This window comes from Vibrio pacinii DSM 19139 (assembly GCF_000711795.1).
Classification (GTDB): Bacteria; Pseudomonadota; Gammaproteobacteria; order Enterobacterales; family Vibrionaceae; genus Vibrio; species Vibrio pacinii.
The window spans coordinates 61,913-88,300 of sequence record NZ_JONH01000019.1; the positions used below are offsets into that span (position 1 = coordinate 61,913).

Sequence of the window (26,388 nt, forward strand, 5' to 3'; positions counted from 1 at the left end):
GCAACCTCGAGACCTGAATAGCAACAATGGTTGTTTGAGCGTCAAGGTACCGGATAGAAACCGTCAGGTACCTTGATTTTAGATAAGCAGAGAAGCTGTGATCAGGCAGTGTGCCAACAGATAGCTCCCAGAAATAAAGTAGCGCCCCTTGTCGAGCGGATGACGATAGTCATGGATAGCCAATAGCATCGCCGATAACGTCAGTGTTAACGACCCAGTAAAGCCTAATGCGCTCGCAACGGTACGGTTCAACAACCACACTTCACCTGCGGCCCAGTTAAGCTGCAACAACACCATTCCCATCATCACCACAGGGAAGATCAATCGATCGATTTTTGGCAACAACAGGAAGAAGCAGACAACGCCGATACCGAACAGCATTGCAGGCAACCACCAAACGATATCGCCAGAAAGCTTAAACCAAAATGAAGCACTATAACAAAGCTGCGCTGCAACAAACCCTGCAAAGCAGAACTTAAGGTGCTTTTTGGCGATATAGAGACCGTCTGCAACCATCGAAATGATTAAACCCAGTGACACCCACCACGCCACGATGCCAACCAAGGCTTCCTGACTCCAGAGCATGACGAGCAACATAAATAACGTCAATATTTTAAACATCGCCGCTTGCTTGATGCGATTGTTTTCAAGCGCAGAAATACTGATGTACCCAGATAAGGCAACCGAGAGCCAGCTCCACATTCGAACACCTCAATAAAAATGAGCTGCTAGTGTAGGCAGCTCGAAAAAGATGTCTAGTTTTGAGGGGCAAAAGTTGGATCTTGATAATACTTCTTGTCGGCGCAATATGTGCGACAGCGCGGGGTTATTTGGCAACTTTTTACCAGGCGATCCAAAATCGCCGCTGAGACAGCAGAGTCGTCAAAAAAATCACTTTTGCTACGATTACCAAGAAAAATGAATTTAAAGTGAATAAAATTCAACAACTTAACCAATAAAACATAATGTTTAATTAATGTAAATTTTAATTTTAGCCTTACGATAATTTGACATCGCACTGACACCAATATGCAACTTAGCAACCAAATGCCTACTTAAAGCCAAGCTAGCAGTTAAATGGACGCACTATTCAATCCAGATCAACGAAAGCTCTATAAATCACAAAAAACTAATTTAAACAAAGTTTAACCACTTTGCTTTACCTTCAATAACAATCACTTAAGAGGAAAATTAGCAATATAGAATAGAAATTACACAGGTTAAACATCACTCACCCCACGCCTGAACTTCAACAAAAAGGTTTAATCGAGACCAGAAAAGTTATTTTTTTAAGGCTTATTGTCTTATTAGCTTGATCTAACCCCTAAAAAGCTGCTATTCTTATTTACATACCGTTAAACATCACTTTTTAGGAGCAGTGCTATGATTTCTTCTTCACAAAAACAAGGACTTGTAATGATCGCAGTTGTCGTAGGCCTAATGACACTGCCGATGATGTACTAAGTAAAAAACAAATAAAAAAAGGGACGCTGGTGCGTCCCTTTTTGCTATCTGAGGCCAATACTCATAACTTTGGTGTAAAAAACTAGCGATGTGTCGACTTTTACACCAAAAGAAAAAAAACCGATTTTCGTGCTTTCACGTTATAGATGCTTAGATAACTCGTCCCAATGCGCATAATAGAAAAACAAGGCAGCACCAGTAATCAATGTCATCAACATAATCGCAGCTCGCCACACAAAACGAGAGCTGCGAGGCGTCAGTTCTTTTTCACACTCATCACACACTGACATAAAATCATTGCAACCATCGAGTTTAAAATCATGCTCATGGACAACTTTATTGCGTATGGTCGCAATGTAGCGCAGCTTGCTAATCACATCATGAGGCAAACGCTCTTCACAGCTGGTGATCAACTGATGTAGCCCCTTGCCATTCGCATGATACTGAGTCCGCAGTAGCGCCTCGATTTTTCTCGTCCGTGTCACTACGTTTTCGATATCAGACATAGTCTCCCTCCACGCTCTAAGTTTAGGGGGTATTTGATCCTTATTGTATCTAATGTCCCACTTTTTGTTTCGAATGCAAATAGATTTGTGTAAAAGAATCAACCAGTAAAAGGGGGGCTAATGGCTTACACTGCCCAACGTACGTGATATGACTCGAAGATTTTTGTTGCACTGAACACTTTGTTTTTGCAGCAAGAGCCGTGCCCTGAATCACAACCGAAATATCGCTAGTATTAGACCAAACCCTCAGAGACCCAATGATTATGCCTATCACACTGCTTATTGCTATTGCTGTCACTGCTCTTGTTAGCGGCTGGGCATTTACCCACTTCTATCGCAAACACATTCAAGGCGAGAATGCCCCACAACAGAAAGTCGACGTCACCATTTTAGACAAACAGTCAATTGCGATTGAAGATGCTCAGCCCGGTCAGGATGAGCAGGAATATTGGATTTATGTACAAAAAGGGCGCATTGGCCCCAAACGTGAATTCCAAGTGGGTGTGCATTACTTCCAAGCGCTCAATCCTGGAGATCAAGGTACGCTCACCTATCAAGGTGACACTTTTATCCATTTTGCGCTAAAACGTTAAGGCAATAACCAGCGTGTTTTTTCTGAGCGTGATACCACCCAACTGAGCCATAATGCACCGCCACCACTGAGAAGAATCCAAACGGGGATCACCCAAGCAGGATGGCCTTGATACCAGCCAAACTCTTTCATTGGCCAAAGGAAAATAGGGTGTAGCAAATAGATCCCTAGGCTGTGCTGACTGATAAAGCCAATCACTCGATTAACTGACGCTGACAAACCTTCACCCACATAACGGCATAAGATGAAAATCATACTTGCCGCCAGTACCACGTTAAGCGTTTTATACGACAACCAACGCCCAACGGTATACTTGTCTGCAGCAAGGCTATTACCTATCACCATGTAAGCGGTGGTGGCTAGTGCGGCGATTCCAAGCAAGCTAAAAAGAACAGCCCAACCCAATGTGACCGAGACGCGTTGATACAATAAATACCCCAAGGGTAAATACCCACTGTAAAGCCACAGCTGATTGCTCCACACGCCGTCAATCCCCAGCAAATAGAGTAAGGTCGTCACCAGCCAAATCGCAACATACGCATACAGCGCATTATCACCGTGCTGTCTGACCACAAACTGGAAAAACGGGATCAGCAAATAGAGTGGAATAAAATAGTAGAAGAACCCGAGGTGGTAATAAGTAGCATGCCACGGGCTGTCTCGCAGCACTTGCTCCGTGACACCAAAATCATAGCCCTGGATAGTGAGACCAGATAACAGAGCATAAAACGCAGACCACAACAGAAACGGAACCAATACTTTGCCTAAGCGACGCTTGAGGTAATACTGAGCATTAAACGGACGTCGGTCGCTGAGCATAAGTGCGCCACTAATAAGAATAAACACGGGGACCGCCCAACGAGTCACACTGTTCACCCCAACCGCCGTTGCCCATTGGTCAAACGGAATGTCTCCAAGCATTTGACGATATGGGGCAAGCACATGAATCGCTATCACTGCAATGGCTGCCACGCAGCGCAGCACATCAAAAAACACCACTCTTCCTCTCACGCTTGTCACCCTTCTTGTCACTGAGAGAGTGACTATAACAACAAAAAAGCCAACCTCGGTATCACCTTGGTCAGCTTTTGGTTATAACTGCGATTTTGTTATGCTGTAGCTATCGCTTTGAGCTTCGGCAGTTTTATCGAGATAAGCGTTGTCAGCGCAAGAAAAGCACACGACACCCACAAACAAGCGGCCAATCCCGCCATCTGAAACACCCAACCAGAAAGAATGGTGCCAATGAGGCGTCCCATCGCATTTGCCATGTAGTAGAAGCCAACATCAAGCGATACACCATCACCTTTAGCATAACTAACAATAAGGTACGAATGCAGTGATGAGTTAATCGCAAAAATCGCACCAAATAACATCAATCCAGCCACAATAACAAATTGGGGTTGCCAGCCAACTTGGACCGCATAAGCGATCAATGCGGTAACGGCGGTGAGTAAGCCTGCCCACAATAAAGCCGCATGGCCGTCAGGCACTTTACCTTGAGACTTACCCGTAATCCGCGGGGCAATACCTTGCACAAAACCGTAAGCAATGGTCCACGAGGCCAAAAAGCCACCCACCCACAGATGAGACCAACCAAACGCGCTACCAAGATAAATTGGTAGTGCAACAACAAACCATACATCGCGCGCGCCAAACAAAAACAACCGCGCCGCGGATAAGATATTAATCGGCGCTGACTTTGAAAAAATTTGACTAAACTTCGGTTTGTTTTTGGCTTTGCCCAAGTTACGCTCAAGGCCGATTAGGCTACCAATAAGCACTAAGGTCAGTACACTTGCCATCAGTAAGACGGCCAGTTTGAAGCCCACCAGCGAGAGCAATAAACCACCAATAAAGAACCCCGCGCCTTTAAGCGCGTTTTTTGACCCAGTTAATATCGCCACCCATTTGTACAAAGCGTCTTGCTGTTCATCAGGCACTAAACTTTTAATCGAGCTTTTGGCACTCATCTTGTTAAGATCTTTGGCGATACCAGACAGCGCTTGCGCCATCATTACCCATGGAATCGTTAGCCAAGTGATCGGCACGGCGAGCATCACCAATGCCAAGATCTGCATACCAAGACCAATGTTCATGGTTTTGTTCAACCCCAACCGCGCGCCTAGCCACCCACCGACTAAGTTAGTGACTACGCCAAAGAACTCATAGAACAAAAATAGTGAAGCAATTTCTAAGGTTGAATAGCCGAGGTCGTGGAAATAGAGCACCACTAACATACGCAACGCACCATCAGTGATGGTGAAATTCCAATAATTGAAGGTGACGAGCATGTATTGGCGAACGCTGTTGCTCAAACTCGATAACATATCCAATTTACCTTTTGTAATGGCGTAAAAAAGAGCGTTTGAATGACCAGGATCCAAACACTCTTATTGCAGTGACTACTTAGCGGCGACAGAGTGAATGTAGTCAACCTGAACCGCTTTAGTGAAAGCACCAGGTCGCAGTGCTTGTACCTCAGCGATAATCTCGTCTAGCGGCCACCCTTTCTCAAGCAGTAGATGAGCAGCAAACAGTCCTGTACGACCCGAACCGCCCATACAATGCAACGCCACTTTGCCACCGTCACGGAGCACTTGGTGTAGCGCTGGGCTCGCTTGTTGCCACTTCACGGCGAAGCGTTCATCTGGCGCGCAATCATCTTCAATCTCAATCTGAAACCACTGCATACCAAGTTGTTGCGCTTTAACGCCCAACTCTGCAACCTGCTTGCTGGCCAATTCGGCATCATCAAGTGCGGTCACCAACGCCGTAACACCTTGCGCTTTTAGCTCGGACAGTGATGTGGCCAAATCGACGCCCTTAGTGCCTGGGCATGGGGTTAGGATCAACGCGCCACTATCGAGAGCAAGTTGCCATGTAGGATGTGTCATATCATGTGCCCCTTACGCCAGACCGACTTTACGTACTAATTCAGCGGTGCGCGTCGCGTACCCCATTTCGTTATCATACCAAGCGTAGATTTTGACCATACGAGTACCGACAACCATGGTTGATTGCGCATCGACGATAGTAGAACGCTGATCTCCACGGTAATCAATTGACACCAATGGACGCTCTTCAAAACCTAAGATACCGTTCAGCTCGCCTTGTGAGGCTTCTTTTAGCAGGGCATTTACCTCTTCGGCGGTGGTATCACGCTTAACATCAAAAATGATATCGGTCAGAGAGGCATTCGCCAAAGGTACACGGACGGCGTGGCCGTTGATCTTACCTTTCAATTCAGGGAAGATTTCTACAATCGCGGTGGCGCTGCCAGTGGTGGTTGGGATCAAGCTCATGCCACACGCTCGGGCGCGTCGCAAGTCTTTATGTGGCGCATCAAGAATGGTTTGAGTGTTGGTGAGGTCATGAATAGTGGTAAACGAAGATTGCTCAATCCCCAACTTTTCATGAATGACTTTGACCACAGGGGCAATACAGTTGGTCGTACAAGAGGCCGCGGTAACAATGCGGTGTTTCTCAGGTTCAAAAATTTCTTCATTGATACCCACAACAATGTTCGCCACACCTTGTTCTTTAACTGGCGCAGACACGACAACGCGCTTCACCCCTTGCTCAAGATACTTATTAAGCAGTGAGGTTTTGCGATGGACACCAGTAGCTTCAATCACCACGTCACAACCAGACCAGTCGACCGCATCAATCTCTTTTTCTTGAGTGGTGGTGATGGTTTTACCATCAATGATTATGCTATCGCCGTTGACAGCAACACCATGGTGCCAGCGACCTTGCACTGAATCGAATTCGAGTAAATGACCCAATGTCGCGGCATCGCCTGCCACGTCATTAATCAATACAAATTCCAACTCAGGCCAATCAAAAGCGGCGCGAAGTGCTAATCGTCCAATACGGCCAAAACCGTTAATTCCTACTTTAATCGTCATCGTTCATTCTCTTAATCTATTATTGACAGCAAACAGGACGAACCTGCATTGCATGAAGTCGTTCAATATCGTGTTGGTACTCTGTTTTTAAACAGCGAGAAGCCACCAAATCATCAATCAGTTTTTTCATCCAGCCGGGTAAGTCATTGGCTAAGCGATAGAACACCCATTGACCCTGACGTACATCGAGCAAAATGCCATTTGATCGTAACTGCGCAAGATGTCGGGAAATTTTTGGCTGACTTTCGTTTAATGCCTCAGTCAGTTCACCGACGCTCAAACACTGCTCACGCATAATTAGCAGCAGACAGCGCACGCGCGTTTCGTCAGCGAGTAACTTGAAAAACTGATGGGGTAACATACTTATATACTCACATATGGATATGCATATATATTTAATAAAACTCAGAGAGATTGCAACCCTTCAGATCGGATTGTCATAAAAGTTTCACAGCAACGACGGGGGGAATAACAGGTAGCGGGAAGTATCAGATGACGCGATTGAGCTCGCGGCTCCAACGCTGGGCCTCAGAGATACGTGGCATCACTTCGCTAACCGACAAATTGAGTTGCTGACAAGCCAGTTCCATCCCCTGCCAGTCAGCGCTCTCGTAACACTCTTCAAGAGAGATCAGCTGACCATACGGACCTTGACGCTCAAGCAGTGCAAGCTTGATCGTGGCACATAACGGCAGCTGCTTGACCAAATCATCGAGCGACATATCAAGCATCGCATCAAGCATGGAAAACAGCCCTATCAGAAACGCTTGGTCACGATATTGACTGAATGGGTTGTCGCGCGCCATCAACATAAAGAACTGAGCACGCTGCAAACATAAGGTGTAGAGCTCTTTGGGCTTATTGACCGAAACGTAAGAAGCAACGGCAAGAGAGACAAAAATCTTAATTTTATCCTGACCAAGATAGACCAGCGCTTGGCGAAATGAAGAAATAGGAATTTCTATTCGCTCTGACATCGAGTTAACGAAACGCAGCAGTTTGTAGGACAGTGCGACATCACGCGCCACGATCTGCTCGACCTTAAGAAAGTCGACCTCTGGCTTGCACACTTCCTGAAATAACTCCATCGCTATGATGTGTTCAGGACTGATGTAACGCTGACGAACCATTTCGGGCTTACTGAAAAAATAGCCTTGGAAGAAGGTAAAACCCGCCGAGCGCGTAGCCAAAAACTCTTCTTCGGTCTCAACTCGCTCTGCAAGAAACTTACGTTTAACCCCCATTGCAAGGCGTTCTTTGACCAACTCACAGGAGTTTTCTAATCCCGTCGCCATAATGTCGATTTTAATGATATGGGTCAAAGGCAAGAAACGCTCCCACTCCGGCTTATACACAAAATCGTCCAGTGCGATTAGATAGCCCTGATTGTGGATCTGTTTCACCGCGTCATAAAGCTCATCATTCGGTGTGCAGGTCTCAAGTATCTCTACCACTATTTTATTTTTTGGCAACGAAAGAGGCAGCAGACGCAGCAAGCTTTGCTGAGGGAAATTAATAAAGCAACGTGATGTTGCCATCGCTGGATTGGTACCGAGCGACAAAAAATTCTCAACAATAATGCGGTAGGTCGCGCGGTTAGAGTCAATATGCGCCGGGTAAGCATTGTTTTCACCGTCCCGAAACAGCAGTTCGTAGCCAAGGGTCTGGCGCTTAGCATTTAAGATCGGCTGTCTTGCAACAAAGGTATCTCTCGTTCTTCTATGCATAATATCAGGTCGAGTTACGCTTTGGCTGCAGCAAGTAACGCACCGCATCCCATGAACATCGAGCCAAAGACCTTATTGATTTTCGACATGATCCGCTCAGAGCGAATAAATCGTCCCATCTGCGCAGCCAACGAGGTGTACCCTAACATCACGATCGCATCAATCGTCACTGTGGTTAGGCCAAGTACCATCAATTGGGTCAACTGATCTTGCGTTGGGTCGATAAACTGTGGGAACAGGGCGACGAGAAAGACAATCGATTTAGGGTTAGTTAAGTTGATCAACACCGCTTTGCGCATCAATTTGAATCCAGAAAGATGCGGTACGGAATCGGCGGTCACCATACTTGAGCGATCACGCCACTTCTGTATGCCAAGCCAGACCAAATAAGCGGCGCCCACCCATTTGATAATGCTAAACGCCAATGCAGACTGAGCCACCAGCGCACCGATGCCAGCCCCAACCAACGCAATATGAATCGCTAAGCCCACTTGCAGTCCCGCGATAGCGGCTAGTGAGCGACGTGTTCCATAACTTAAGCCATTACTGATCGAGTTTACCGTGCCCGATCCCGGCGCTAAGCTGAACACAATGGCGGTAACGACATAAGCAAGCCAAACATGCATATCCATGGTTTTTCCTCTCGACTAAACTGAGCTAGCCACACATAATCGGTTGTTGTTGAGAATAAAATCGAACTTAGGCTTGAGCACCCATGAATGATTCCAGTTGCAACATTACTCCTTCTTATACTCAAGAGTCCAATTTTGAGCAAGCTATCAAAAGCGATATTGCTAAATTCTGGCGATCTAGGCAGGAGAGCTACCTAAAATCGTTTGATAAAAAGTCGCTGTACTGGGTAAAGTTTACAGCCCCCCATCACACCAAAGCGATTGTGGTTGTCAACGGGCGCATTGAATGTACCATTAAGTATCAAGAGCTGTTTTACGACCTATTTCAACAAGGTTACGACATCTACTCTTATGATCATCGTGGTCAGGGCTTGTCGCAGCGAATGATAGAAGACACGCAAATGGGCTATGTCGAAGAATTCGATGACTATATCTACGATCTCGATTGCCTTGTTAAACACTTTAACCTTGATCATTACCAACAACGTTACCTGCTCGCCCACTCCATGGGTGGGAACATCGCGACCCGCTACTTACAAACCCATGACGCCCCCTTTGACGCCGCGGCGCTGAGCGCGCCGATGTTTGGCGTTAATGTCCCTTGGCACCTGCGCCCATTCGCACCTATGCTTGGTCAAGTGTTAACGGCGTGGCACAAAAAACCGACGTTTGCTCCCGGACAAGTGGCCTATTTTGCTAAACCTTTCGAGGGCAACTTACTCAGCCAAAGTGCAGTGCGCTATCACTGGTTTCGCGATCTGTATGAACAGCACCCTGAACTCAAAATCGGCGGCGCCAGTACGCGCTGGGTTTGGCAGGGATTGATAGCCTGTAAACAGTGTTATCTTATGACGCGTCACCTCAACACTCCCCTATTGGTAATGCAAGCGGGCGACGATAGAATCGTTTCTAATCTTGCTCAAGCGCGTTTCATTAATAAGTTGAAAAAAACCCAGCCAAGTTGCCAATTTAAGGTCATTGATGGTGCACGGCATGAACTGTTGTTCGAACAAGACCACTACCGCAATCAAGCGCTAGATGCGACGTTAGCGTTTTTCAACCAGCATTAAAATAGGAAATCATAGAAGGCGATCTTTACCCTCTTTTTGCCTTTTCTATTCAAGTAGACTGTTTACTTCGCCAATTGGCTCATCAACGCGTTATTTACCGAGGGTGATATGACACAAACACGCAAAGATACTCCTTTTCACATTGTGGCTTCGGATCTCGATGGCACTTTACTTGCTCCAAACCACCAGTTAAGCGATTTCTCCAAACAGACACTCAAAGCACTGCATGAGAAAGGCTTCACTTTTGTCTTTGCCACTGGCCGTCACCACATTGATGTGGCCAGTATTCGCCAGATCGCAGGTATCCCCGCTTATATGATCACCTCAAATGGGGCGCGTGTGCATGACCAAAATGATCAACTGATGTACAGCAACAACGTGCCTGCGGATTTGGTTCAAGCAGTGATCGATGTGATCCGCGACGATCACAATATTTTTATCCACATGTACCAAGATGACAATTGGCTACTCGACCGAGACGACGAGACGTTGGCTAAATTTCATAGTGAGTCTGGCTTTAGCTATCAGCGTTTTGATGCCAGTGCCGCGCCAACCGATGGCATCGCCAAGATTTTCTTCACCCATCCAGAGCATGATCACGAGCATTTGGTCACCTATGAGCACAAACTACGTGAGCAGTTTGGTGACAAGCTCAATATTGCTTTTTCGACGCCTTGGTGTCTGGAAGTCATGGCCGCAGAAGTGTCAAAAGGCCATGCGCTAGAAGCCGTTGCCAAGTCGCTCAACCTGTCGTTAGAAAATTGCATCGCGTTTGGTGATGGGATGAATGATGCGGAAATGCTTGATATGGCAGGCAAAGGTCTGGTGATGGCAACCGCGCATCACAAAGTAAAACAAGCGCTGCCACACTTAGACGTTATTGGCAGCAATGCCGACGATGCAGTCGCTCATTACTTACATCAACATCTGTTTTAATATTGCAATATCAGGCTGCCTACCGGTAGCCTGATCACTCATTACGCCTGACTCGGTCGCCGCTCTTTATCTAAAATAGCCTGCCATTGCGACTCAGTCACTGGCATCACCGACAAGCGGTTTCCGCGCTTAACTAACGGCATATCGGCCAGTTCTGGCATCGCCTTCATCACCGCCAATGAAATCAACCTCTCGGTTTTACGCACAAACTCAATATCGACCATAAACCAACGCGGGTTATCTGGGCTGGATTTAGGGTCGTAATAATCACTATCGGCATCAAACGCAAAATGATCGGGGTACGCTGCTTTCACCACCTTAGCGATCCCCGCGACGCCAACTTTTTTGCATGATGAATGATAAATGAGTACCCAATCACCCTGCTTCACTTCATCACGCAACATATTGCGCGCTTGATAGTTGCGTACTCCCTCCCAGCACGAACGGGTTTGTGTACGAAGAGTGTCAATAGAAAAGGTGTCGGGTTCAGTTTTGAATAGCCAGTATGCCATAATAGAGTCCGTCAGTTTCTCAATAGGGAAGATATAGCATGAAGGCGCTTCGAAACCCAGTCACCGTCATTACTTTGCTCACGTTGCAAGCGTGTTCGATGACGTCATTAACCCCAGCAATCAACCCTTCACCGAACGATACCGCCAACTTGGACAATCCAAAATCGATTCACTCGCAACCGTTTGTCATGCGCGGAGAAATTGTGCTTGGCAATGAGGTACGTTCAATCACGCCATGTGGCAGCAAAAACCAATACTGGTTAGATCTATCGAATGACCGTTTTCAACAAGCTTTAACACTGGTTCGTGGTCCTTATGAACCACTGTATGGTGAAGTCATTGGTCATTTAGAAACGCGTAAAACCGATGGTTTTGTTGCTGATTACCGCGCCCGTTTTGTGGTCGATTCATTCAATATACTCACTGCCGAGAACCCAAAGCGTTGCGATCAAGCCCTAAAACCGACCCGAGCTTTTGGCACCGAACCTTTTTGGTCCGTGAGCGTTGCACCCAATCAGCTAATATTTGACCAAATCGGCCAAGACAAACGCACACTCGACTTGGTTAATAGCAAGATCGAACCACAACGACGCCGCTATCAATTTGATGGTGGCAACTTAGAGCTTAACCAACGCAGTTGTATTGATAGGATGAGTGACTCACTGTACGGCTGGAGTGCCAGCTTAACGCTCGACGGGGCCAATTACCAAGGTTGCGCCACCTTGTCCAATCAAGATCATAGCCAAGATTGGGCCGGCTTCTACCAAGCCACCTCAGCCAACAGTAACAACTTGAGCGTTTTTCTTGAGCTAAATCCTGATCACAGTGCCACCACTACCTATCGCTATGATAATGGCGAGTCAGACTCGGTTGAGCAAGGGTACTGGCAATCACTTAATTCGACTCAAGTACAAGTGGTGATGACTCACCACCAGCAACAACCTTTGCTCTCACAACGTATCTTTAGTCGAGAAGACAACAAAATTACGGCCCACAAAGAAAAAGTGGGCGACATGGTTTACGACATAAGAGACGGAGGCTTAACGCTGTTTTCTATCCCACAAGGCCAGATCCCCGACTCAGCATCGATATCGTCAATACCACTTGATAGCAATGCGGTTCCATCGGTGGCCGAATTTAACCCAATGGTCGACAGTGCGCTGCGAGCCTATTTCCAACAAACCAATAACCCGCAAACTGGCACGCGCTATCGCTGGCTAACTTATGACCTTAATCGGGATGGCAATAATGAACTGCTGGTGCAACTCGATCAGTGTGGCACGGGCGGCTGTACGCTGCTGATTTTCGACAACCACCAGCAAAACTGGCGCTTCAATAGTCGCATCACCCAAGTGAGAACTCCGCTCAATCTTGGCCGTCATAATCATCATGGCTGGCAAGATTTAATTTTCTTCGTCAGTGGCGGCGGCGCGATACCTAATCAACATAAATTGATCTTTGATGGCAACCAATACCCACTCAATCCAAGTGTGGCACCTATCGCCAGTTATGATGATATCAGCCAGGTTCAACTGTTTGCCGATGGTCTAACGCCGCAACAAGAAGGTGCGCGCTTGTGAGCAGCAAGCCTATCGAACAAGGTAAGCCCTGCCCGGGGTGTCAACTGCGCTTTCAATGTGTGTGTGATCGGTTAACTCAATTTAGCGCCGACTTGCATATAGCGCTGCTAATGCACCCCAATGAAACCACGCGCGAGACCAATACCGGCCAGTGGTTAGCGCAGAGTCTGCAATCGTGTAGCCGCCACATTTGGCAGCGCACCCAACCTTGCCCAGAGCTGATAACGATGATCGCAAGTGGCGACTATCTCCCCTATCTGCTGTTTCCTAGCCAACACAGTGATGCCGTTAAACACGCTCATCGTGAGGCCAACTCGCAACATAAGCCACTGTTATTGATCATCTTAGATGGAACTTGGCAAGAAGCGGGGAAAATGCTGCGTAAAAGTGATTGGTTACGTGCGCTACCTCAGGTACACATAGAGCCTAGCCAACCATCACGCTATCGACTGCGCCGCAATCAACAACCAGGCCATTTGTGCACTATAGAGGTAGGGTGTGAAGTGCTGCGTGAGTTAGGTTACACCAATCAAGCACAGCAATTAGAGGGTTTCTTCGATGACTATCTTAACGCTTTTCAAGCCGACAAGAGTAGCCATACCTTCCAAGCGAAGTCTTGAGATTAAACCGCGACATAGCTGCGGTTTAATCGATCAAGGTCAACAGTTGCGGTAATGCGGTAATTTCTACATCAGGCAATAGACGCGCCCGATGACTGTGATAAATATCGACCTGTTGGTCATTGAACCAACACGCTTGAAGTCCACTTTGCTTGGCGCCCATCACATCGCTGATCAAGTGGTCGCCAACATGTAAAATGTGCTGTGCTGGCAGCCCTAAGTGTTGCTGCGCTTTATCAAACAACTGACCATGAGGCTTGGCATACCCATCGGGGCCCGCTTTTAACACCAAAGTGAAGTAGTCCGCTAAACCAATTTTCTCGACGTCAACATTACCATTGGTGATAGCAATTAACGGTAACTGTTGAGCCAGCTCTCTCATCACACGGTGCGTTTGGTCAGGGACCGTAAAATCACTACGCAAACTCAGCACTTTTTCAATCGCCTGCTCTGCCGCCAGTTTTGCTTGTTGTGAGGTGTAACCAAGTAAGCCCAATCCATATTCGATCTGCTTAAAACGCCATAGCGTCACATCGTTAGGCAGCCAATTATCTTGTTTAGCTAAATCGCGTTTGATATCACGCCACCAATCAAACGATCGGGTTGCAGAGACAGGATGAGTAGCATGCAACCATTGCACCATTTGGGCTTCAACCTGAAGAATCACCGGTCGGTTATCATACAGAGTATCATCAAGATCAAAGGTCATCGCTTTGACGGGTTTTAAATGGCGAAAAAACTGCATTACTCACTCCCCTTCTTTTTCGCTCTTGGATGAGCTTGATCGTACACTTGAGCCAAATGTTGGAAATCGAGGTGGGTATAGATTTGTGTCGTCGAAATATTTTCGTGGCCAAGTAACTCTTGTACTGCACGCAGATTATTACTCGACTCCAACATGTGAGTGGCGAATGAGTGACGTAATTTATGCGGGCTAATATGACTGGCGACGGACTGTTTCTGCCCCCACTCGGCCATGCGTTTTTGTACGTTACGATGAGAGATTCGACCACCAAGCTTAGAAACAAACAGAGCCGGCTCTCCACTTGTGGCTAATGTTGCTCGCACTTTCAGCCATTTGGCCACCCACTCAGCCGCCATGCCAGAAAAAGGCACTTTGCGCTCTTTGTCACCTTTACCAATGACACGTAACTCGCCAGACGACAAACTGACGTCTTTAACATTCACTCCGACCATTTCTGCCAAACGTAGGCCAGCGCCATACATCAGTTCCATCATGGCGCGGTCACGAATCGAAAGCGGATCATCGTCTTTCACATCAAGCAGTTGGCCCACTTCATCAACGTCAAGGTTTTTCGGTAACGGCCGTTTTTTACGTGGTGCCGAGACCCCTTTCGCTGGATTGGCACTCATCTCACCACGCAGAATAAGAAAATCAAAGAAGCTACGCAGAGAAGAGAGGCGCGTGGCTAAGCTGCTCGCCTTCATCCCTTCTCTCATGCCTTTACTAGCCAGTTGACGCACCCAACCCGCATCAACTTGCTGCCACTCTTTGAGGCCAAGGTGATGTAAGTGATGAGCCATCGTTTCTAGCTGCTGTTTATAGTTGCGCTGGGTGTGTAGGCTAAGCCCCTTCTCGCTTCTTAGAAATTCATAGAAACGTTCAAGGGGCCGCTTGAGACCACTAGGCAGAGGTGCTGCTGATTCGCTCATGCGCTTCACTTTGCCAAGGGAGGGTTTCGATAAGATGCGAGACAACCAACGCGAGGTGGCGTAAGAATAGGGTATCCATGTGCGGCTGAAAATGCCCGCCATCGCAGCTCGAGAACATCAACACCCCTTGTAGCGCTTTCTTTTGCAGCGGCAGTACAACGTACGACCCCATCTCTGGTTGATGCGAAAGCTCACCTAACAACAACTCTCGATCAACTTTACGCATTCGGCCAAGATAAGCCGACTTACCGTTAAGGTGATTGGTTGCGAATCGCTGGTATTGCTCACGCGTTAACGAATAACGAGTCGATTCGCTATCGAACAAACGAATGTAAGCCACGAGACCAAGATTTTTGGCCACTTCTTCTATCGCTTTGACAACATCGATTAAACAATCACATTTGAGGATATCTTCCTGTAACTGCATAAATTCGTGAAAAGTTCGATCGTTACTTTTGGCTAATGACATCAGCCCGGTGATCTCTTCTTCCAACTCTTCGATTCTTTGTCGCTGGCGATTCATCTGTACATGCACCAAAGAGACCGACCCCTGCTCCTGGTGAGCAAGCGCCAATCGATCAACCAGCTCACGGCGATCGGTAAAAAAATCCGGATTATCGCGCAAGTATTCCGCCACGACTTCAGCCGTCAGTGCATCCGCTTCAATTTGAGACACATCGATTCCTTTTGTTTTACTTAGCAGGTTAGTTGACCATCAAAAACGTGCGTCGCAGGCCCCGTCATGTACAACGGCTTGTCCGGCCCTTGCCAACGGATAGTGAGCGAACCACCCGGAAGGTGAACTGTGACGTTTTCATCTAGTAAACCTTGGACGATACCAACCGCGACCGCACCACAAGCACCGCTACCACAGGCTTGAGTTTCACCTGCACCACGTTCATAAACGCGCAAATTGATTTCATTGCGATTGACCACTTGCATAAAACCTGCGTTAACACGTTCAGGGAAACGTTCATGAGACTCTAATAGGGGCCCAAGTGTTTCGACATCAGCGGTGGCAACATCATCCACCACCGTAACCACATGAGGATTACCCATGCTCACCGCACCACAAAAGAGTGTCTTGTCTTCGGTCCGCATGATATAGGTTTTCTCAGTTTGCTTCGCTTTAAACGGGATCTTGCTTGGTTCAAACTGCGGCACCCCCATATTGACGGTCACTTGATCGTCTTCTTCGATGCTGAGCACCATTTTGCCTTTTTTGGTACTGACACTGACGCTGTATTTATTGGTCAATCCTTTCATTAGCACAAAACGGGCAAAGCATCGCGCGCCATTGCCACACTGTTCAACCTCACTACCATCGGCATTAAAAATGCGATAGTGGAAGTCAGTTTCAGGGTCATACGGCGCTTCAACCACCAGCAGTTGGTCAAAACCAACACCTTTATTGCGATCCGCCAAACGACGGATCAAATCAGGGGAAAAGAATATGTTTTGGGTAATGCAGTCAACGACCATAAAGTCATTACCCAAACCGTGCATTTTAGAAAAATGGAAATGCATAAGACTTCAATTACTCCGGAAGTACGTTTTCAAGTGCCCAAAGGCTTGAGAGCGCTTCTCGCTGACGCACCAAATGCACCTGATTGCCATCAACCATCACTTCTGCCGCGCGGCAGCGAGTGTTGTAGTTCGAGGACATAACAAAACCATAGGCACCCGCCGAACGAACAGCAAGCAAATCGCTCTCTTGCAGCACGAGTGAACGGTCTTTACCTAAGAAGTCACCCGTTTCACAAATCGGCCCAACAAGATCATACGTCACCGCTTTACCGTCGCGTGGAACCACAGGCACGATGTCTTGCCACGCTTGATACAAGGCCGGACGCATTAGGTCATTCATCGCCGCATCAATGATGGCAAAGTTTTTATGTTCGGTATGCTTGAGGAATTCGACTCGGGTCAGTAGCAGACCAGCATTCGCTGCAATGGCACGTCCTGGCTCAAAAATCAGCTCGAGATCTTGGTGATTCTCTAAGCGACCGAGCAAGGCTTTGGCATAGTCTGAAGGTTGAGGTGGCAATTCATCACGGTAAACCACGCCCAAGCCGCCACCGACATCAAGGTGTTCGATGATCACACCCTGCGCTTTCAGCGCGTCAATCAAGGCAAGTAAACGATCAGTTGCATCGATAAAAGGTTCAATATCGGTCAATTGTGAACCGATGTGGCAATCGATCCCTTTGATATCGAGATTGGCTAGACTTTGTGCGAATTGATATACCTCAGGCGCACGATCGAATGCGATACCAAACTTGTTATCACGTAGACCAGTGGAAATATAAGGATGGGTATTTGCATCAACATCGGGGTTAATGCGTAATGAGATCGGCGCTTTCACCCCTAGCTCTCCAGCCACCTTATTCAAACGTTCCAATTCAGGCTCGGACTCAACATTAAAGCATTTAATGCCTAGCTCTAAGGCACGCTTCATCTCGATTTCGGTTTTGCCGACACCGGAGAACACGACTTTACTCGGCTCGCCACCCGCGGCAATCACACGTTCAAGCTCGCCTCCAGAGACGATATCAAACCCTGAACCTAAGCGGGCTAACGCATTTAGCACACCAAGGTTAGAGTTGGCTTTCACTGCATAACAGACTAAATGAGGGTGTTCGCCCACCGATTTATCAAAAGCGTGCCAATGGCGCTCTAAGGTCGCGCGTGAATAGACATAAAGTGGAGTGCCAAACTGCTCGGCGAGGTCGGTTAATGCGACATCTTCGGCCCAAAGTTGGCCATCATCCTGATAATTGAAGTAATCCAAAGTACTTTCCCTTATATTCTGATTTTATTTATTGCGCAGGCTGCTCATTTTGTTGAGCATCTTCAGGCATGTAAAGTGGTCCGGTTTGACCACAGCCAGCCAAGCCAAGGACTGAAAAGATAAATAACGCTAAGATAGATTTTTTCATCGGTTGTATCGTGATTATTCTGTCAATGCCCCCTATAATCGCACCACACTCAAGAAAAGCAATAGGATAGATTGGATGAACGAGACTGAATTTCATCAACTTGTGGATGTTCAAATGCAAATCATCGAAGAAATGATTGATGATTCAGGTGCGGACATCGACTATGAGACCTCTGGCAACGTAATGACGCTCGAATTTGAAGACCGTAGCCAGATCATTATCAACCGCCAGGAACCGATGAAAGAGATTTGGTTGGCGTCGAAATCAGGCGGATTTCACTTTGCGTATGTCGATCAGCAGTGGCGCTGCTCTAAAACCGGTATCGAACTGATTGCGATGGTCAAACAAGAGTGTGAGAAGCACTGTGATGAAGAGATAGAGTGGTAATTGTCTCGTTTTCAGACATTAAAAAAGAGCATCCCAGATGCTCTTTTTGGTCAAAACGATTAACCGTGACTAACCATTGACGATTTTGCTCGGCTTACTATAGCTGGCACCATCATTGCGGTATGGGACAATGTAAGGTTGATCATCGTCAGGGTGAACAATCTGATAGTACTGCGGCAAGTTAAAGTTGATCAGTTTAGACGATAATGAGTTGTCATCTTTGCCTGAGGTATAGAAACTGTTGACGCTCGCAATCATCTCGTCTTTGCCACCTTTAAACTGGTGATACACCTCAACCCGATTCGTTTCGTCCAATACGTAAATATTGAAGCCCTTGTCACTGTCTTCAAAGAAAAACTGCACCAAGCCTTCACTGGCAAAACTATCGACCACTTCTGGCATTTGGTAATCTTGCTCTTTATCGAGCACAATAAGTGGCGCGCCTTGCAGTTTATTGGTCGAAATACTGCGGTAGAAGTCGACCGAGTTTTCTAACATCTGCACCGAGACACCACGACGCTCGAAGAACAATCCATAGGTTTTTTGGCCTAGACGCAAGGCCTTAAAGCGGCGACGTTTCTCTTGCTCTACTGGCTTCAAACGCAAATCAATGCACTCAGCTAACCATTGATACACTTTATTACGCATCACACCACGTAGGTTTTTGCTGTAACAGAAGACGTCGACCGACTCTGGTGGAATCGCATCTTGGTGCATTTTACCTAAAATGGTTTTCAACGCATCCAACATCGCGGTATCACCCTTAAAATGTAGGGTGCGCACTTCATGCCATGAGTTGCGATACACTAAATCGACACTGCCGACTAAGCATTTTTGCTCGGCGCCAAAGCTGAAGATATCGGTTGTTTTAGGATCGAGTTTGAGCGATTTACCACTCAACTCTGTCGTTGGATCGTTTTCAAAGTTAATAAACATCGCCAACTGACTAATTTCACATGGGCTAGATAAAGCTTGCATGGTTGGGCGACGCTTGCGCAGTGAGAAGGTGTTACGTAAATCACTCACCATTTGATAAAACTTGTCGATATCAAGATGCGCATCACGCACCACCGAGTGCAAACGAGTAGATTCGGTGATCAAGCCGTTAAAGAACGACCATGCAACCAACTTACTCAAATACTCATTGTGCTCTAGTGATGCCTGACCAATAATGCGATGAGGCGTTAACGGCTGTTTATAAAGATACCAGCCAGCTTTATTAGTACGACCTGGACGCACCTCAATAAAGGTTAAATCCGGTTCGTGTAAATCGGGGGAAATCTGCGGATTGAGCAGCGTAACCTTACCTGGTAGCACCTCAAATGCCGCATATAACTTACGTGCGAGAATACTGATATCTTGCGGACTGATCGCTGACGTAATGTCGTTACGACGGGCGAATTGAATCAGGTTTCGGTAGCTCTGCATTAAAGCATCGAGCAGAGCATGGTGCATGACTTTAACCTGCTCTACTTTCCAATTACGACGATCGTCGAGCTCGGCAATAACATCCTCAGACCATTGCCAATCCTGAATCATTTCACCTAACGCTTCACGGCGCCAAGCGACCGACCCCACACTCGGTTCACGCGAGAGCTTTTCATGAGTTTTAAGATAGAAACAGCGACGTACTAAATCGAGGCGATTGAAATCACCAATTCGAACTAAGTAGCGAGTCACCTTCTCCAGCATCAAATAATAGGCATCCATCCCATAGAGGTCAGGCTCATGGGCAAAGAAACGACGCTTGGTATCTAAACTCAACAATTGCGTATGTGGGTACTCCCACGAATAAGCCTCAAGAAGAATCGCTTTCAGCACCGATTTATATGGCGAGTCAATACTCTTATACAACTGCCATAAATTGGAGCCAAAATACTCTTCTGCCGGAATGCGATTCAACTTACCAAAGTCGATCCACTCGGCACAATCGATATAGCCTTTACTACATAGATCGGCGACGTATTCATCGTAGCACTCTTCCATTTCCGGCGGCACGATTTGCCATAACAGGCGCTGACCGGCCAAACGAACCGCACTGCGATAAAACTCATCAAGCAATAATAAATGTTGAGAAGAGCCACAGTTATCGCCAGTCATCTCTTCAGAATGGTTGGAACGGAAACGTTCTTCATCCATCAAAAAGAAGTTCGCTTCTACACCTTGAGTCTGAGCCCAGTCAGTAATCAACAGACATTTATTGGTCAAACTCTCACGCGCGTCACAGTCCATTTGTGACGAGACACAAACCCAGATATCTAAATCACTTGAGGTACTTTGCCCGATAGACGAAGTACTACCCATAGTATAAAGACCTAAGATCTCAGCAGTCACATTGCTAGCCAGTGACTGACCTATAGTGAGTTCGGTATCTTCAACAAACTGTTGCTGTATTTCATTTAGCTCAAAATCACGAATTCCATAAGGAACTTTCGCGTCGTAGTAGCCAGGAAAAAGCGGGTGATTAAAGTGGAGCAGAGTCGGAATGAGATGGAAAACTCTCTGACTGGACAAATCCATCAGTGCCAGCGCACGCTCAATGCGTTGCTGGTTTAGATTATCAAGTCTATTTAATAGCGTCTTGGTGTAAGCCTGCAAGGGAGTTTCCTTGGTTATATCCTAGAGGGTGCCTTGACTATTAATTGTTCTAAAGCACCAACAAAACGTGATCAATCTATCATTTTTCTTTCGATTGGTAAAGAAATGTACGATCGATTCGACACATTTTTGTCCATCTAATATTGCCGCTGTTAGTGTGGTACGTAACTGCTATTAATAATAATAGCCTATTTTACAAACGAGACCCAAATCACACTCTTTTGATGATTTTATGCTAGGGCGTACTGATTCTTCACCCGATTGAATCAGCGCTAATGCAATTTTACCCGACAGTGGTAGGATTATGTTCATTCACTTGTTATCACTAGAATACTATGACTGCAAACACTCCCATTAGAATCGCGACACGTAAAAGCCCACTTGCTCTTTGGCAAGCTCATTTCGTCAAGGATGCCTTGCAAGCCGCGCACCCTGGTTTAGCCGTTGAACTGGTTACCATGGTCACCAAAGGCGATATTATTTTGGATACGCCACTGGCCAAAGTCGGAGGCAAAGGTCTGTTTGTTAAGGAATTGGAAGTGGCAATGCTGGAAGGTCGTGCTGACCTCGCTGTGCACTCAATGAAAGATGTTCCTGTCGACTTTCCTCAAGGGTTGGGTCTAGTGACAATTTGTGAGCGTGAAGACCCACGCGATGCCTTTGTCTCAAACACATACCGCAATATTGATGATCTGCCACAAGGCGCCATCGTCGGCACCTGTAGTTTACGTCGTCAGTGTCAGTTAAAAGAAGCACGTCCTGATCTGATAATTAAAGATCTGCGTGGTAACGTCGGCACTCGCCTAGGTAAACTCGATGCTGGCGAGTACGATGCGATAGTACTTGCCGCCGCAGGTTTAAAACGCCTTAAATTAGAACAGCGTATTCGCAGCTTTATTGAACCAGAGCAATCATTACCTGCTGTTGGCCAAGGCGCTGTAGGGATTGAATGTCGTCTTGATGATGAACGCCTAATCAAACTACTCGAACCACTTAGCCATAAGGAAACCACTGACCGCGTCTTGTGTGAGCGTGCCATGAATCTCACCCTAGAAGGTGGATGTCAGGTGCCAATCGGTAGTTATTCACTGATTGAAGGCGACAATATTTGGTTACGCGCATTAGTCGGTGAGCCCGACGGTTCAAAAATCGTCCGAGGTGAGATTCGTGGCGCGCGAGCAGACGCTGAAACACTGGGTGTGACACTTGCCAATCAGTTGCTCGCTGAGGGAGCCAAAGAGATCTTAACCAAGCTTTACGCAGAGCACGAGTAAACGCTATGGCAGTACTGGTCACTCGGCCGGGACAACAAGGCCTCTCGTTGTGCCAACAACTCTCAGAGCTTGGAATAGACAACCTTCATCAACCTCTGATAAACATTTCGCCCGGCAAACAACTTGCCGGGCTTGAGCACGATATTGATCACTTCGACATTATCATCGCCATCAGTCAAAACGCAGTCACGGCAGCACAAGATTACCTCTCTCAATTGGCTCACCCATGGCCAACCAGCAAGACCTACCTTGGCGTTGGTCAAAAAACTGCACACGTTTTAAGCAAAGCCACTCAACAAAAAGTACACTATCCAGACATTAGTGATAGTGAACATCTGCTAAACCTAAAAGTGCTTGCTGATGTCGCTGGAAAGCGCGTGCTGATACTGCGCGGCAATGGTGGCCGAGAACTTATCTTTGACACGCTCACCGCCCGGCACGCCAAGGTGGAATATCGTGAAGTGTATAAACGAGAAAACCTCGCTTTCCGCTCAGATTTACTGTTACCAATCTGGCAAGATAAACCCATCACTCAATTAGTCGTCACCAGTTCAGGCCAGTTGGAGTACTTGCTCTCTAATCTTACTCCATCACAACAGAACTGGTTGTTTACGCTTCACTTATGGGTACCCAGTGAGCGTATCGCGCAACAAGCACGAGAAGTCGGTTTTAACGTTGTTACCAACACTTTCAGTGCCTCGAACCCAGTATTATTGGCTGCTCTCCGGTCAACGAAACAGGACATAAGTAATGACAAGCAAGAATAAAAACGAAAACATTGCCCCTGACCAAGACAACAAGGCAGAGGATGCAAAACAAGTAGAAGCTAAAGCGTCTGAAACAAACACGGCAACTACTCAAAATACCGCAGCTAAAAGCGCTGAACCACAACCTTCCCCTAGTACGATTCCATTGGACGAGAAGCAAGGCAAACGCGGCGTGAAACTCGGCACGCTCGCGATTGTACTGTCGCTATTATTTGGCGGAGGCTTAACTTTCCAAATGCAGCAAAAAGATGCGCAATATCAAGCGAAAATCGATGCCTTGCAAGCGCAACTTCAACAAGCGCAATCCACTCTGCAATCACAACTTTCATCGGTGGAGCAACAAGCGGTAACCAAAGCCCTTGAGGCCACCCATCGTGCAGAAACTGTTTTAGCCCAACAACAAAAAAGTATCGAAAGTTTGCAAGTCGCAGTAGCCGACGTGAAAGGTCGTCGTCCTAACGATTGGTTGCTTGCTGAGGCGGACTACTTGGTCAAACTTGCTGGGCGTAAACTTTTCCTAGAGCACGATGCTGTTAGCGCAACCAAATTAATGGAAAGTGCCGATCAACGTATTGCTGCACTTAACGACCCGAGCCTAGTCCCGTTACGTAAGTCTATGGCTAACGACATTACTAAACTCAAAACCATCCCATTGATTGATCGCGAAGGGCTAGTACTAAGAATCACCGCACTGCAACAACAAGTCGATACTCTGCCGTTAGCCAATGCCATTTTGCCGCAAGCCGAGCAGCAACAAACACAAGCGGTATCACAAGACATTGATGATTGGCAAGATAACCTGCTCACCTCGCTTAAGGATTTCTCAGACAATTTCATTACTTTCCGCACTCGCGATGGCAATGTGATTCCACTGCTTTCTCCACAACAGCACTTCTATCTTAAAGAAAACATCAAAGCGAAGTTAGAAACGGCGATTAAAGCCATCTATGTTGAACAGCAAGAACTTTACACCACCGCACTGACCACCGCAGATAAGTGGTCGGCCACCTTCTTTAACCAAGATTCAAAAGAGGTGGCTGAGTTTAATCAAGCACTAGAGTTACTGAGCAAACAGCGAGTGCAAGTTGATTACCCGGTAAAACTGGAAACGCAGCAGCAACTTTCCGACGTAATTCGTGAGCGCCTTCGCCGCGAGGTAACGACTCTAGTTACGGAGGATAAATAATGTTTCGACTGATTTTTCTATTCGTCGTGTTGGGTTTAGGGTTGTTTGTTGGCACTCAATATTCTGGACAACAAGGTTACGTGCTAGTCTCGATCGCAGATAAAACCCTCGAAATGAGCGTCACTACTCTGGTGATTTTTATTATCGCGACATTGGCGGCTCTCTTTGGCTTAGAGTACCTAATCAAAAAGATATTTTACGCAAGCTCTGCAACTTGGAACTACTTCAGCGTACGTAAGATGCGCCGCTCTCGCCGTTATACCAATGAGGGCATCATCAAGTTACTTGAAGGGGATTTTAAACAGGCAGAGAAAAAAGTGACTCGTTGGGCAAACCATCATGATATGCCACTACTCTGTTACCTCGTTGCTTCAGAGGCCGCGCAAGGTTTAGGCGACAAAAAGCAAAGAGATCGCTACCTCGAACTTGCCGCCCAACAAGACAACTCACAACTCGCAGTCGAACTGACTCGCGCTAAGCAACAGATTCGCGATGCTGATTACAATGCTGCGTTCGACACACTGTCAACTCTAAACAGTCAATACTCAAACAATTCAATTGTACTTAACTTGCTTAAACAGGTTTATATCGAACTCAAGCTATGGCAACCGCTTTTAGACTTAATTCCAAAGTTAGTTAAGAACAACATTATTACGACGGAAGAACAACAACCTCTGATGCTGCGTGCTCAATGTGGGCTACTGCATGAAGTTGCCGAACAGAGCGGCAGTGAAGGTCTAATTGCCCACTGGAACTCGCTACCGCGTAAAATGAAGTCTGATCTCGAACTCATCAATTGCTTTGCTGAACAACTCATAGCTCGGCAAGCAGATAATGAAGCATTCACTCTGATCAAAGAGACCTTGAGCAAACACCCCAACAGCGATCTGTATCGCTTAATTCCTGAATTAAAGCTAGCCGATACTCATCCAGTAATAACCTTCTTGCAGAGCGTATTACGTAAAGATGCTAACAATGCCGCTGCACATAGTGCACTCGCTCAGCTTTATCTGCGTAATGACAAATGGCAAGATGCACAACACCATTTAGAGAAAGCACTCTCAGTTCGCTCGAGCGTGCCAGATTACAGCTACCTTGCCATTGCTTTAGAGAAGCAAAACCTCACCAATGCAGCACATGAGGTATCAAAAAAGGCACTTACTCTAATCAATGAGCCTGCCGCATAACGCTTTCTCTACATAAATACAACGAAGCCACCTTTACTGGGTGGCTTTTTTTATTACTGAGAGAATTACCAGCAACAAAAGTAAGCTATTTAATCCAAGCTTACAGACGGACCATTTATGCCTTATTCTGCAGAGCAAGGGGGAGGTATATCTGAGAGAGACAATTTTGAACTGTAGAAAAGGGAGTGGTAGGCGCAATCACGACCTTTACAATAGAAGATGAGTCACGACCTAGCGGATAAACTCGACGTCAACGACGTTATCGATACTGCCAACCCAATGATCTTTAGAAACCAATGACCATTTCAATTCGCATTGTTGTGAAAAGTGCTCTTGAAGCATAGCTGGGCATCCATATTTCGATACCCTTAATTAAAGTAAAGGGTAGAGCTTTGAGTTTGAGGTCAGCACTAGCTGGCCTTTTTACTGAGACGCAGACATTTCAACGCCTAGCCATCACCAAGCCTATTTTATACCGACGTAAAAAAGCCCAAGTCTTTCGACTTGGGCTTAGTATAATGGCGGAGTGGACGGGACTCGAACCCGCGACCCCCGGCGTGACAGGCCGGTATTCTAACCAACTGAACTACCACTCCGCAGTGGCGTACTCGCATTCGCAAGTGTCCATTTTTTGTCTTCACCTTTATAAAAGGCAAACACTAAATTAAAGCCTGGCGATGTCCTACTCTCACATGGGGAGACCCCACACTACCATCGGCGCTAATTCGTTTCACTTCTGAGTTCGGCATGGAAATCAGGTGGGTCCAAATCGCTATGGTCGCCAAGCAAATTCTTAAAATTCGGAAAGCTGTAAAAGTTCGTCACA

At 46.7% G+C, this 26,388-nt stretch carries 27 protein-coding genes, 1 tRNA gene and 1 rRNA gene; 10 read left to right on the forward strand and 19 right to left on the reverse strand.

Annotated features, from left to right (window positions below; translation table 11 throughout):
* Nucleotides 1-78 precede the first annotated feature (78 nt).
* Together BS19_RS12840 and BS19_RS12845 are read right to left on the reverse strand one after the other, a co-directional pair.
* Entirely contained in the window at nucleotides 79-702 is a 624-nt protein-coding gene (locus BS19_RS12840) for a lysoplasmalogenase (RefSeq protein WP_038175707.1), read from the reverse strand.
* A 902-nt stretch (nucleotides 703-1,604) separates the two neighbouring features.
* Complete coding sequence (locus tag BS19_RS12845) at nucleotides 1,605-1,970, reverse strand: hypothetical protein (protein WP_038175708.1); 366 nt, start codon at nucleotides 1,968-1,970, stop codon at nucleotides 1,605-1,607.
* Between the two features lie 263 nt (nucleotides 1,971-2,233).
* Between BS19_RS12845 and BS19_RS12850 the strand changes: the two genes are divergently transcribed.
* Nucleotides 2,234-2,563 (forward strand): DUF2500 domain-containing protein, encoded by a 330-nt coding sequence (locus tag BS19_RS12850; protein ID WP_038175759.1) that lies wholly within the window; start codon nucleotides 2,234-2,236, stop codon nucleotides 2,561-2,563.
* Here BS19_RS12850 and BS19_RS12855 read toward each other — a convergent pair.
* The 7 genes from BS19_RS12855 to rhtB form a co-directional block, all read right to left on the reverse strand.
* Nucleotides 2,560-3,573 carry an acyltransferase gene (locus BS19_RS12855; protein WP_038175710.1) on the reverse strand — a complete coding sequence of 338 codons (1,014 nt, stop codon included), beginning with the start codon at nucleotides 3,571-3,573 and terminating at the stop codon, nucleotides 2,560-2,562. The two genes, BS19_RS12850 and BS19_RS12855, sit on opposite strands and share 4 nt — an antisense overlap.
* Before the next feature lie 98 nt (nucleotides 3,574-3,671).
* A complete protein-coding gene (gene arsJ, locus BS19_RS12860) occupies nucleotides 3,672-4,892 on the reverse strand; it encodes an organoarsenical effux MFS transporter ArsJ (RefSeq protein ID WP_038175711.1) in 1,221 nt (406 codons plus the stop codon).
* 75 nt (nucleotides 4,893-4,967) lie between these two features.
* The gene (locus tag BS19_RS12865) at nucleotides 4,968-5,459 is read right to left on the reverse strand and encodes a cyclin-dependent kinase inhibitor 3 family protein (RefSeq protein ID WP_038175712.1); all 492 of its coding nucleotides are present in this window, start codon (nucleotides 5,457-5,459) and stop codon (nucleotides 4,968-4,970) included.
* A gap of 12 nt (nucleotides 5,460-5,471) precedes the next feature.
* Complete coding sequence (locus BS19_RS12870) at nucleotides 5,472-6,473, reverse strand: ArsJ-associated glyceraldehyde-3-phosphate dehydrogenase (protein ID WP_038175713.1); 1,002 nt, start codon at nucleotides 6,471-6,473, stop codon at nucleotides 5,472-5,474.
* Between the two features lie 19 nt (nucleotides 6,474-6,492).
* Complete coding sequence (locus BS19_RS12875) at nucleotides 6,493-6,834, reverse strand: metalloregulator ArsR/SmtB family transcription factor (protein ID WP_038175717.1); 342 nt, start codon at nucleotides 6,832-6,834, stop codon at nucleotides 6,493-6,495.
* 127 nt (nucleotides 6,835-6,961) lie between these two features.
* A complete protein-coding gene (locus tag BS19_RS12880; RefSeq protein WP_038175719.1) occupies nucleotides 6,962-8,200 on the reverse strand; it encodes an EAL and HDOD domain-containing protein in 1,239 nt (412 codons plus the stop codon).
* 14 nt (nucleotides 8,201-8,214) lie between these two features.
* On the reverse strand, nucleotides 8,215-8,832 hold the full coding sequence (gene rhtB, locus BS19_RS12885) for a homoserine/homoserine lactone efflux protein (protein WP_038175720.1): 618 nt from the start codon (nucleotides 8,830-8,832) through the stop codon (nucleotides 8,215-8,217).
* An 83-nt stretch (nucleotides 8,833-8,915) separates the two neighbouring features.
* Between rhtB and BS19_RS12890 the strand changes: the two genes are divergently transcribed.
* Nucleotides 8,916-9,902, forward strand: a complete 987-nt coding sequence (locus tag BS19_RS12890; RefSeq protein ID WP_038175722.1) for an alpha/beta fold hydrolase — start codon at nucleotides 8,916-8,918, stop codon at nucleotides 9,900-9,902.
* Nucleotides 9,903-10,010: 108 nt separating this feature from the next.
* Complete coding sequence (locus tag BS19_RS12895) at nucleotides 10,011-10,838, forward strand: Cof-type HAD-IIB family hydrolase (RefSeq protein WP_038175724.1); 828 nt, start codon at nucleotides 10,011-10,013, stop codon at nucleotides 10,836-10,838.
* Between the two features lie 41 nt (nucleotides 10,839-10,879).
* Here BS19_RS12895 and BS19_RS12900 read toward each other — a convergent pair whose 3' ends face one another.
* Nucleotides 10,880-11,350 (reverse strand): EVE domain-containing protein, encoded by a 471-nt coding sequence (locus BS19_RS12900; protein ID WP_038175726.1) that lies wholly within the window; start codon nucleotides 11,348-11,350, stop codon nucleotides 10,880-10,882.
* Between the two features lie 38 nt (nucleotides 11,351-11,388).
* On the opposite strand from BS19_RS12900, the gene BS19_RS12905 reads away from it, so the two are divergent.
* Entirely contained in the window at nucleotides 11,389-12,930 is a 1,542-nt protein-coding gene (locus BS19_RS12905) for a COG3650 family protein (RefSeq protein ID WP_038175728.1), read from the forward strand.
* Nucleotides 12,927-13,550, forward strand: coding sequence for a tRNA-uridine aminocarboxypropyltransferase (locus BS19_RS12910; protein ID WP_038175730.1), 624 nt, complete (start codon nucleotides 12,927-12,929; stop codon nucleotides 13,548-13,550). The genes BS19_RS12905 and BS19_RS12910 overlap by 4 nt, the downstream gene beginning before the upstream one ends.
* 25 nt (nucleotides 13,551-13,575) lie before the next feature.
* On the opposite strand, the gene yigB is transcribed toward BS19_RS12910, so the two are convergent.
* The 6 genes from yigB to lptM are packed head-to-tail and all read right to left on the reverse strand — an operon-like array spanning nucleotide 13,576 to nucleotide 18,163.
* Complete coding sequence (gene yigB / locus BS19_RS12915; RefSeq protein ID WP_038175731.1) at nucleotides 13,576-14,295, reverse strand: 5-amino-6-(5-phospho-D-ribitylamino)uracil phosphatase YigB; 720 nt, start codon at nucleotides 14,293-14,295, stop codon at nucleotides 13,576-13,578.
* A complete protein-coding gene (gene xerC / locus BS19_RS12920; RefSeq protein WP_038175732.1) occupies nucleotides 14,295-15,224 on the reverse strand; it encodes a tyrosine recombinase XerC in 930 nt (309 codons plus the stop codon). The genes yigB and xerC overlap by 1 nt, the downstream gene beginning before the upstream one ends.
* Nucleotides 15,196-15,900, reverse strand: coding sequence for a DUF484 family protein (locus tag BS19_RS12925; protein WP_038175733.1), 705 nt, complete (start codon nucleotides 15,898-15,900; stop codon nucleotides 15,196-15,198). Before BS19_RS12925 ends, xerC begins: the two co-directional genes overlap by 29 nt.
* A gap of 20 nt (nucleotides 15,901-15,920) precedes the next feature.
* Nucleotides 15,921-16,751: a diaminopimelate epimerase gene (dapF, locus tag BS19_RS12930; protein ID WP_038175734.1), complete on the reverse strand. Its 831-nt coding sequence runs from the start codon at nucleotides 16,749-16,751 to the stop codon at nucleotides 15,921-15,923.
* 10 nt (nucleotides 16,752-16,761) lie between these two features.
* Nucleotides 16,762-18,015: a diaminopimelate decarboxylase gene (gene lysA, locus BS19_RS12935; RefSeq protein WP_038175736.1), complete on the reverse strand. Its 1,254-nt coding sequence runs from the start codon at nucleotides 18,013-18,015 to the stop codon at nucleotides 16,762-16,764.
* A gap of 28 nt (nucleotides 18,016-18,043) precedes the next feature.
* Nucleotides 18,044-18,163 (reverse strand): LPS translocon maturation chaperone LptM, encoded by a 120-nt coding sequence (gene lptM, locus BS19_RS20760; RefSeq protein WP_038175738.1) that lies wholly within the window; start codon nucleotides 18,161-18,163, stop codon nucleotides 18,044-18,046.
* A gap of 75 nt (nucleotides 18,164-18,238) precedes the next feature.
* On the opposite strand from lptM, the gene cyaY reads away from it, so the two are divergent.
* Nucleotides 18,239-18,550: an iron donor protein CyaY gene (gene cyaY, locus BS19_RS12945; protein WP_038175740.1), complete on the forward strand. Its 312-nt coding sequence runs from the start codon at nucleotides 18,239-18,241 to the stop codon at nucleotides 18,548-18,550.
* Nucleotides 18,551-18,619: 69 nt separating this feature from the next.
* Here cyaY and BS19_RS12950 read toward each other — a convergent pair whose 3' ends face one another.
* A complete protein-coding gene (locus BS19_RS12950; protein WP_038175741.1) occupies nucleotides 18,620-21,148 on the reverse strand; it encodes a class I adenylate cyclase in 2,529 nt (842 codons plus the stop codon).
* 335 nt (nucleotides 21,149-21,483) lie between these two features.
* On the opposite strand from BS19_RS12950, the gene hemC reads away from it, so the two are divergent.
* From hemC to BS19_RS12970, 4 genes are read left to right on the forward strand one after another with little or no spacing between them, the layout of a single operon-like run.
* Entirely contained in the window at nucleotides 21,484-22,422 is a 939-nt protein-coding gene (gene hemC / locus BS19_RS12955; protein ID WP_038175743.1) for a hydroxymethylbilane synthase, read from the forward strand.
* Between the two features lie 5 nt (nucleotides 22,423-22,427).
* Nucleotides 22,428-23,189, forward strand: a complete 762-nt coding sequence (locus tag BS19_RS12960; RefSeq protein WP_038175744.1) for a uroporphyrinogen-III synthase — start codon at nucleotides 22,428-22,430, stop codon at nucleotides 23,187-23,189.
* A complete protein-coding gene (locus tag BS19_RS12965) occupies nucleotides 23,173-24,375 on the forward strand; it encodes a uroporphyrinogen-III C-methyltransferase (RefSeq protein WP_038175746.1) in 1,203 nt (400 codons plus the stop codon). Before BS19_RS12960 ends, BS19_RS12965 begins: the two co-directional genes overlap by 17 nt.
* Complete coding sequence (locus tag BS19_RS12970; RefSeq protein WP_038175747.1) at nucleotides 24,375-25,562, forward strand: heme biosynthesis protein HemY; 1,188 nt, start codon at nucleotides 24,375-24,377, stop codon at nucleotides 25,560-25,562. Before BS19_RS12965 ends, BS19_RS12970 begins: the two co-directional genes overlap by 1 nt.
* A 519-nt stretch (nucleotides 25,563-26,081) precedes the next feature.
* Here BS19_RS12970 and BS19_RS12975 read toward each other — a convergent pair.
* Both BS19_RS12975 and rrf read right to left on the reverse strand, forming a co-directional pair.
* Nucleotides 26,082-26,158: transfer RNA gene (locus BS19_RS12975), tRNA-Asp, on the reverse strand.
* Nucleotides 26,159-26,231: 73 nt separating this feature from the next.
* A 5S ribosomal RNA gene (gene rrf, locus BS19_RS12980) occupies nucleotides 26,232-26,348 on the reverse strand.
* Nucleotides 26,349-26,388: the final 40 nt, after the last annotated feature.

Bases quoted from the DNA above. Each gene is read 5' to 3' on its own strand.
- BS19_RS12840 (WP_038175707.1), bottom strand. From the start codon at position 702: ATGTGGAGCTGGCTCTCGGTTGCCTTATCTGGGTACATCAGTATTTCT.
- BS19_RS12845 (WP_038175708.1), bottom strand. From the start codon at position 1,970: ATGTCTGATATCGAAAACGTAGTGACACGGACGAGAAAAATCGAGGCG.
- BS19_RS12850 (WP_038175759.1), top strand. From the start codon at position 2,234: ATGCCTATCACACTGCTTATTGCTATTGCTGTCACTGCTCTTGTTAGC.
- arsJ (WP_038175711.1), bottom strand. From the start codon at position 4,892: ATGTTATCGAGTTTGAGCAACAGCGTTCGCCAATACATGCTCGTCACC.
- BS19_RS12865 (WP_038175712.1), bottom strand. From the start codon at position 5,459: ATGACACATCCTACATGGCAACTTGCTCTCGATAGTGGCGCGTTGATC.
- BS19_RS12870 (WP_038175713.1), bottom strand. From the start codon at position 6,473: ATGACGATTAAAGTAGGAATTAACGGTTTTGGCCGTATTGGACGATTA.
- BS19_RS12875 (WP_038175717.1), bottom strand. From the start codon at position 6,834: ATGTTACCCCATCAGTTTTTCAAGTTACTCGCTGACGAAACGCGCGTG.
- BS19_RS12880 (WP_038175719.1), bottom strand. From the start codon at position 8,200: ATGCATAGAAGAACGAGAGATACCTTTGTTGCAAGACAGCCGATCTTA.
- rhtB (WP_038175720.1), bottom strand. From the start codon at position 8,832: ATGGATATGCATGTTTGGCTTGCTTATGTCGTTACCGCCATTGTGTTC.
- BS19_RS12890 (WP_038175722.1), top strand. From the start codon at position 8,916: ATGAATGATTCCAGTTGCAACATTACTCCTTCTTATACTCAAGAGTCC.
- BS19_RS12895 (WP_038175724.1), top strand. From the start codon at position 10,011: ATGACACAAACACGCAAAGATACTCCTTTTCACATTGTGGCTTCGGAT.
- BS19_RS12900 (WP_038175726.1), bottom strand. From the start codon at position 11,350: ATGGCATACTGGCTATTCAAAACTGAACCCGACACCTTTTCTATTGAC.
- BS19_RS12905 (WP_038175728.1), top strand. From the start codon at position 11,389: ATGAAGGCGCTTCGAAACCCAGTCACCGTCATTACTTTGCTCACGTTG.
- yigB (WP_038175731.1), bottom strand. From the start codon at position 14,295: ATGCAGTTTTTTCGCCATTTAAAACCCGTCAAAGCGATGACCTTTGAT.
- xerC (WP_038175732.1), bottom strand. From the start codon at position 15,224: ATGAGCGAATCAGCAGCACCTCTGCCTAGTGGTCTCAAGCGGCCCCTT.
- dapF (WP_038175734.1), bottom strand. From the start codon at position 16,751: ATGCATTTCCATTTTTCTAAAATGCACGGTTTGGGTAATGACTTTATG.
- lptM (WP_038175738.1), bottom strand. From the start codon at position 18,163: ATGAAAAAATCTATCTTAGCGTTATTTATCTTTTCAGTCCTTGGCTTG.
- cyaY (WP_038175740.1), top strand. From the start codon at position 18,239: ATGAACGAGACTGAATTTCATCAACTTGTGGATGTTCAAATGCAAATC.
- hemC (WP_038175743.1), top strand. From the start codon at position 21,484: ATGACTGCAAACACTCCCATTAGAATCGCGACACGTAAAAGCCCACTT.
- BS19_RS12960 (WP_038175744.1), top strand. From the start codon at position 22,428: ATGGCAGTACTGGTCACTCGGCCGGGACAACAAGGCCTCTCGTTGTGC.
- BS19_RS12965 (WP_038175746.1), top strand. From the start codon at position 23,173: ATGACAAGCAAGAATAAAAACGAAAACATTGCCCCTGACCAAGACAAC.
- BS19_RS12970 (WP_038175747.1), top strand. From the start codon at position 24,375: ATGTTTCGACTGATTTTTCTATTCGTCGTGTTGGGTTTAGGGTTGTTT.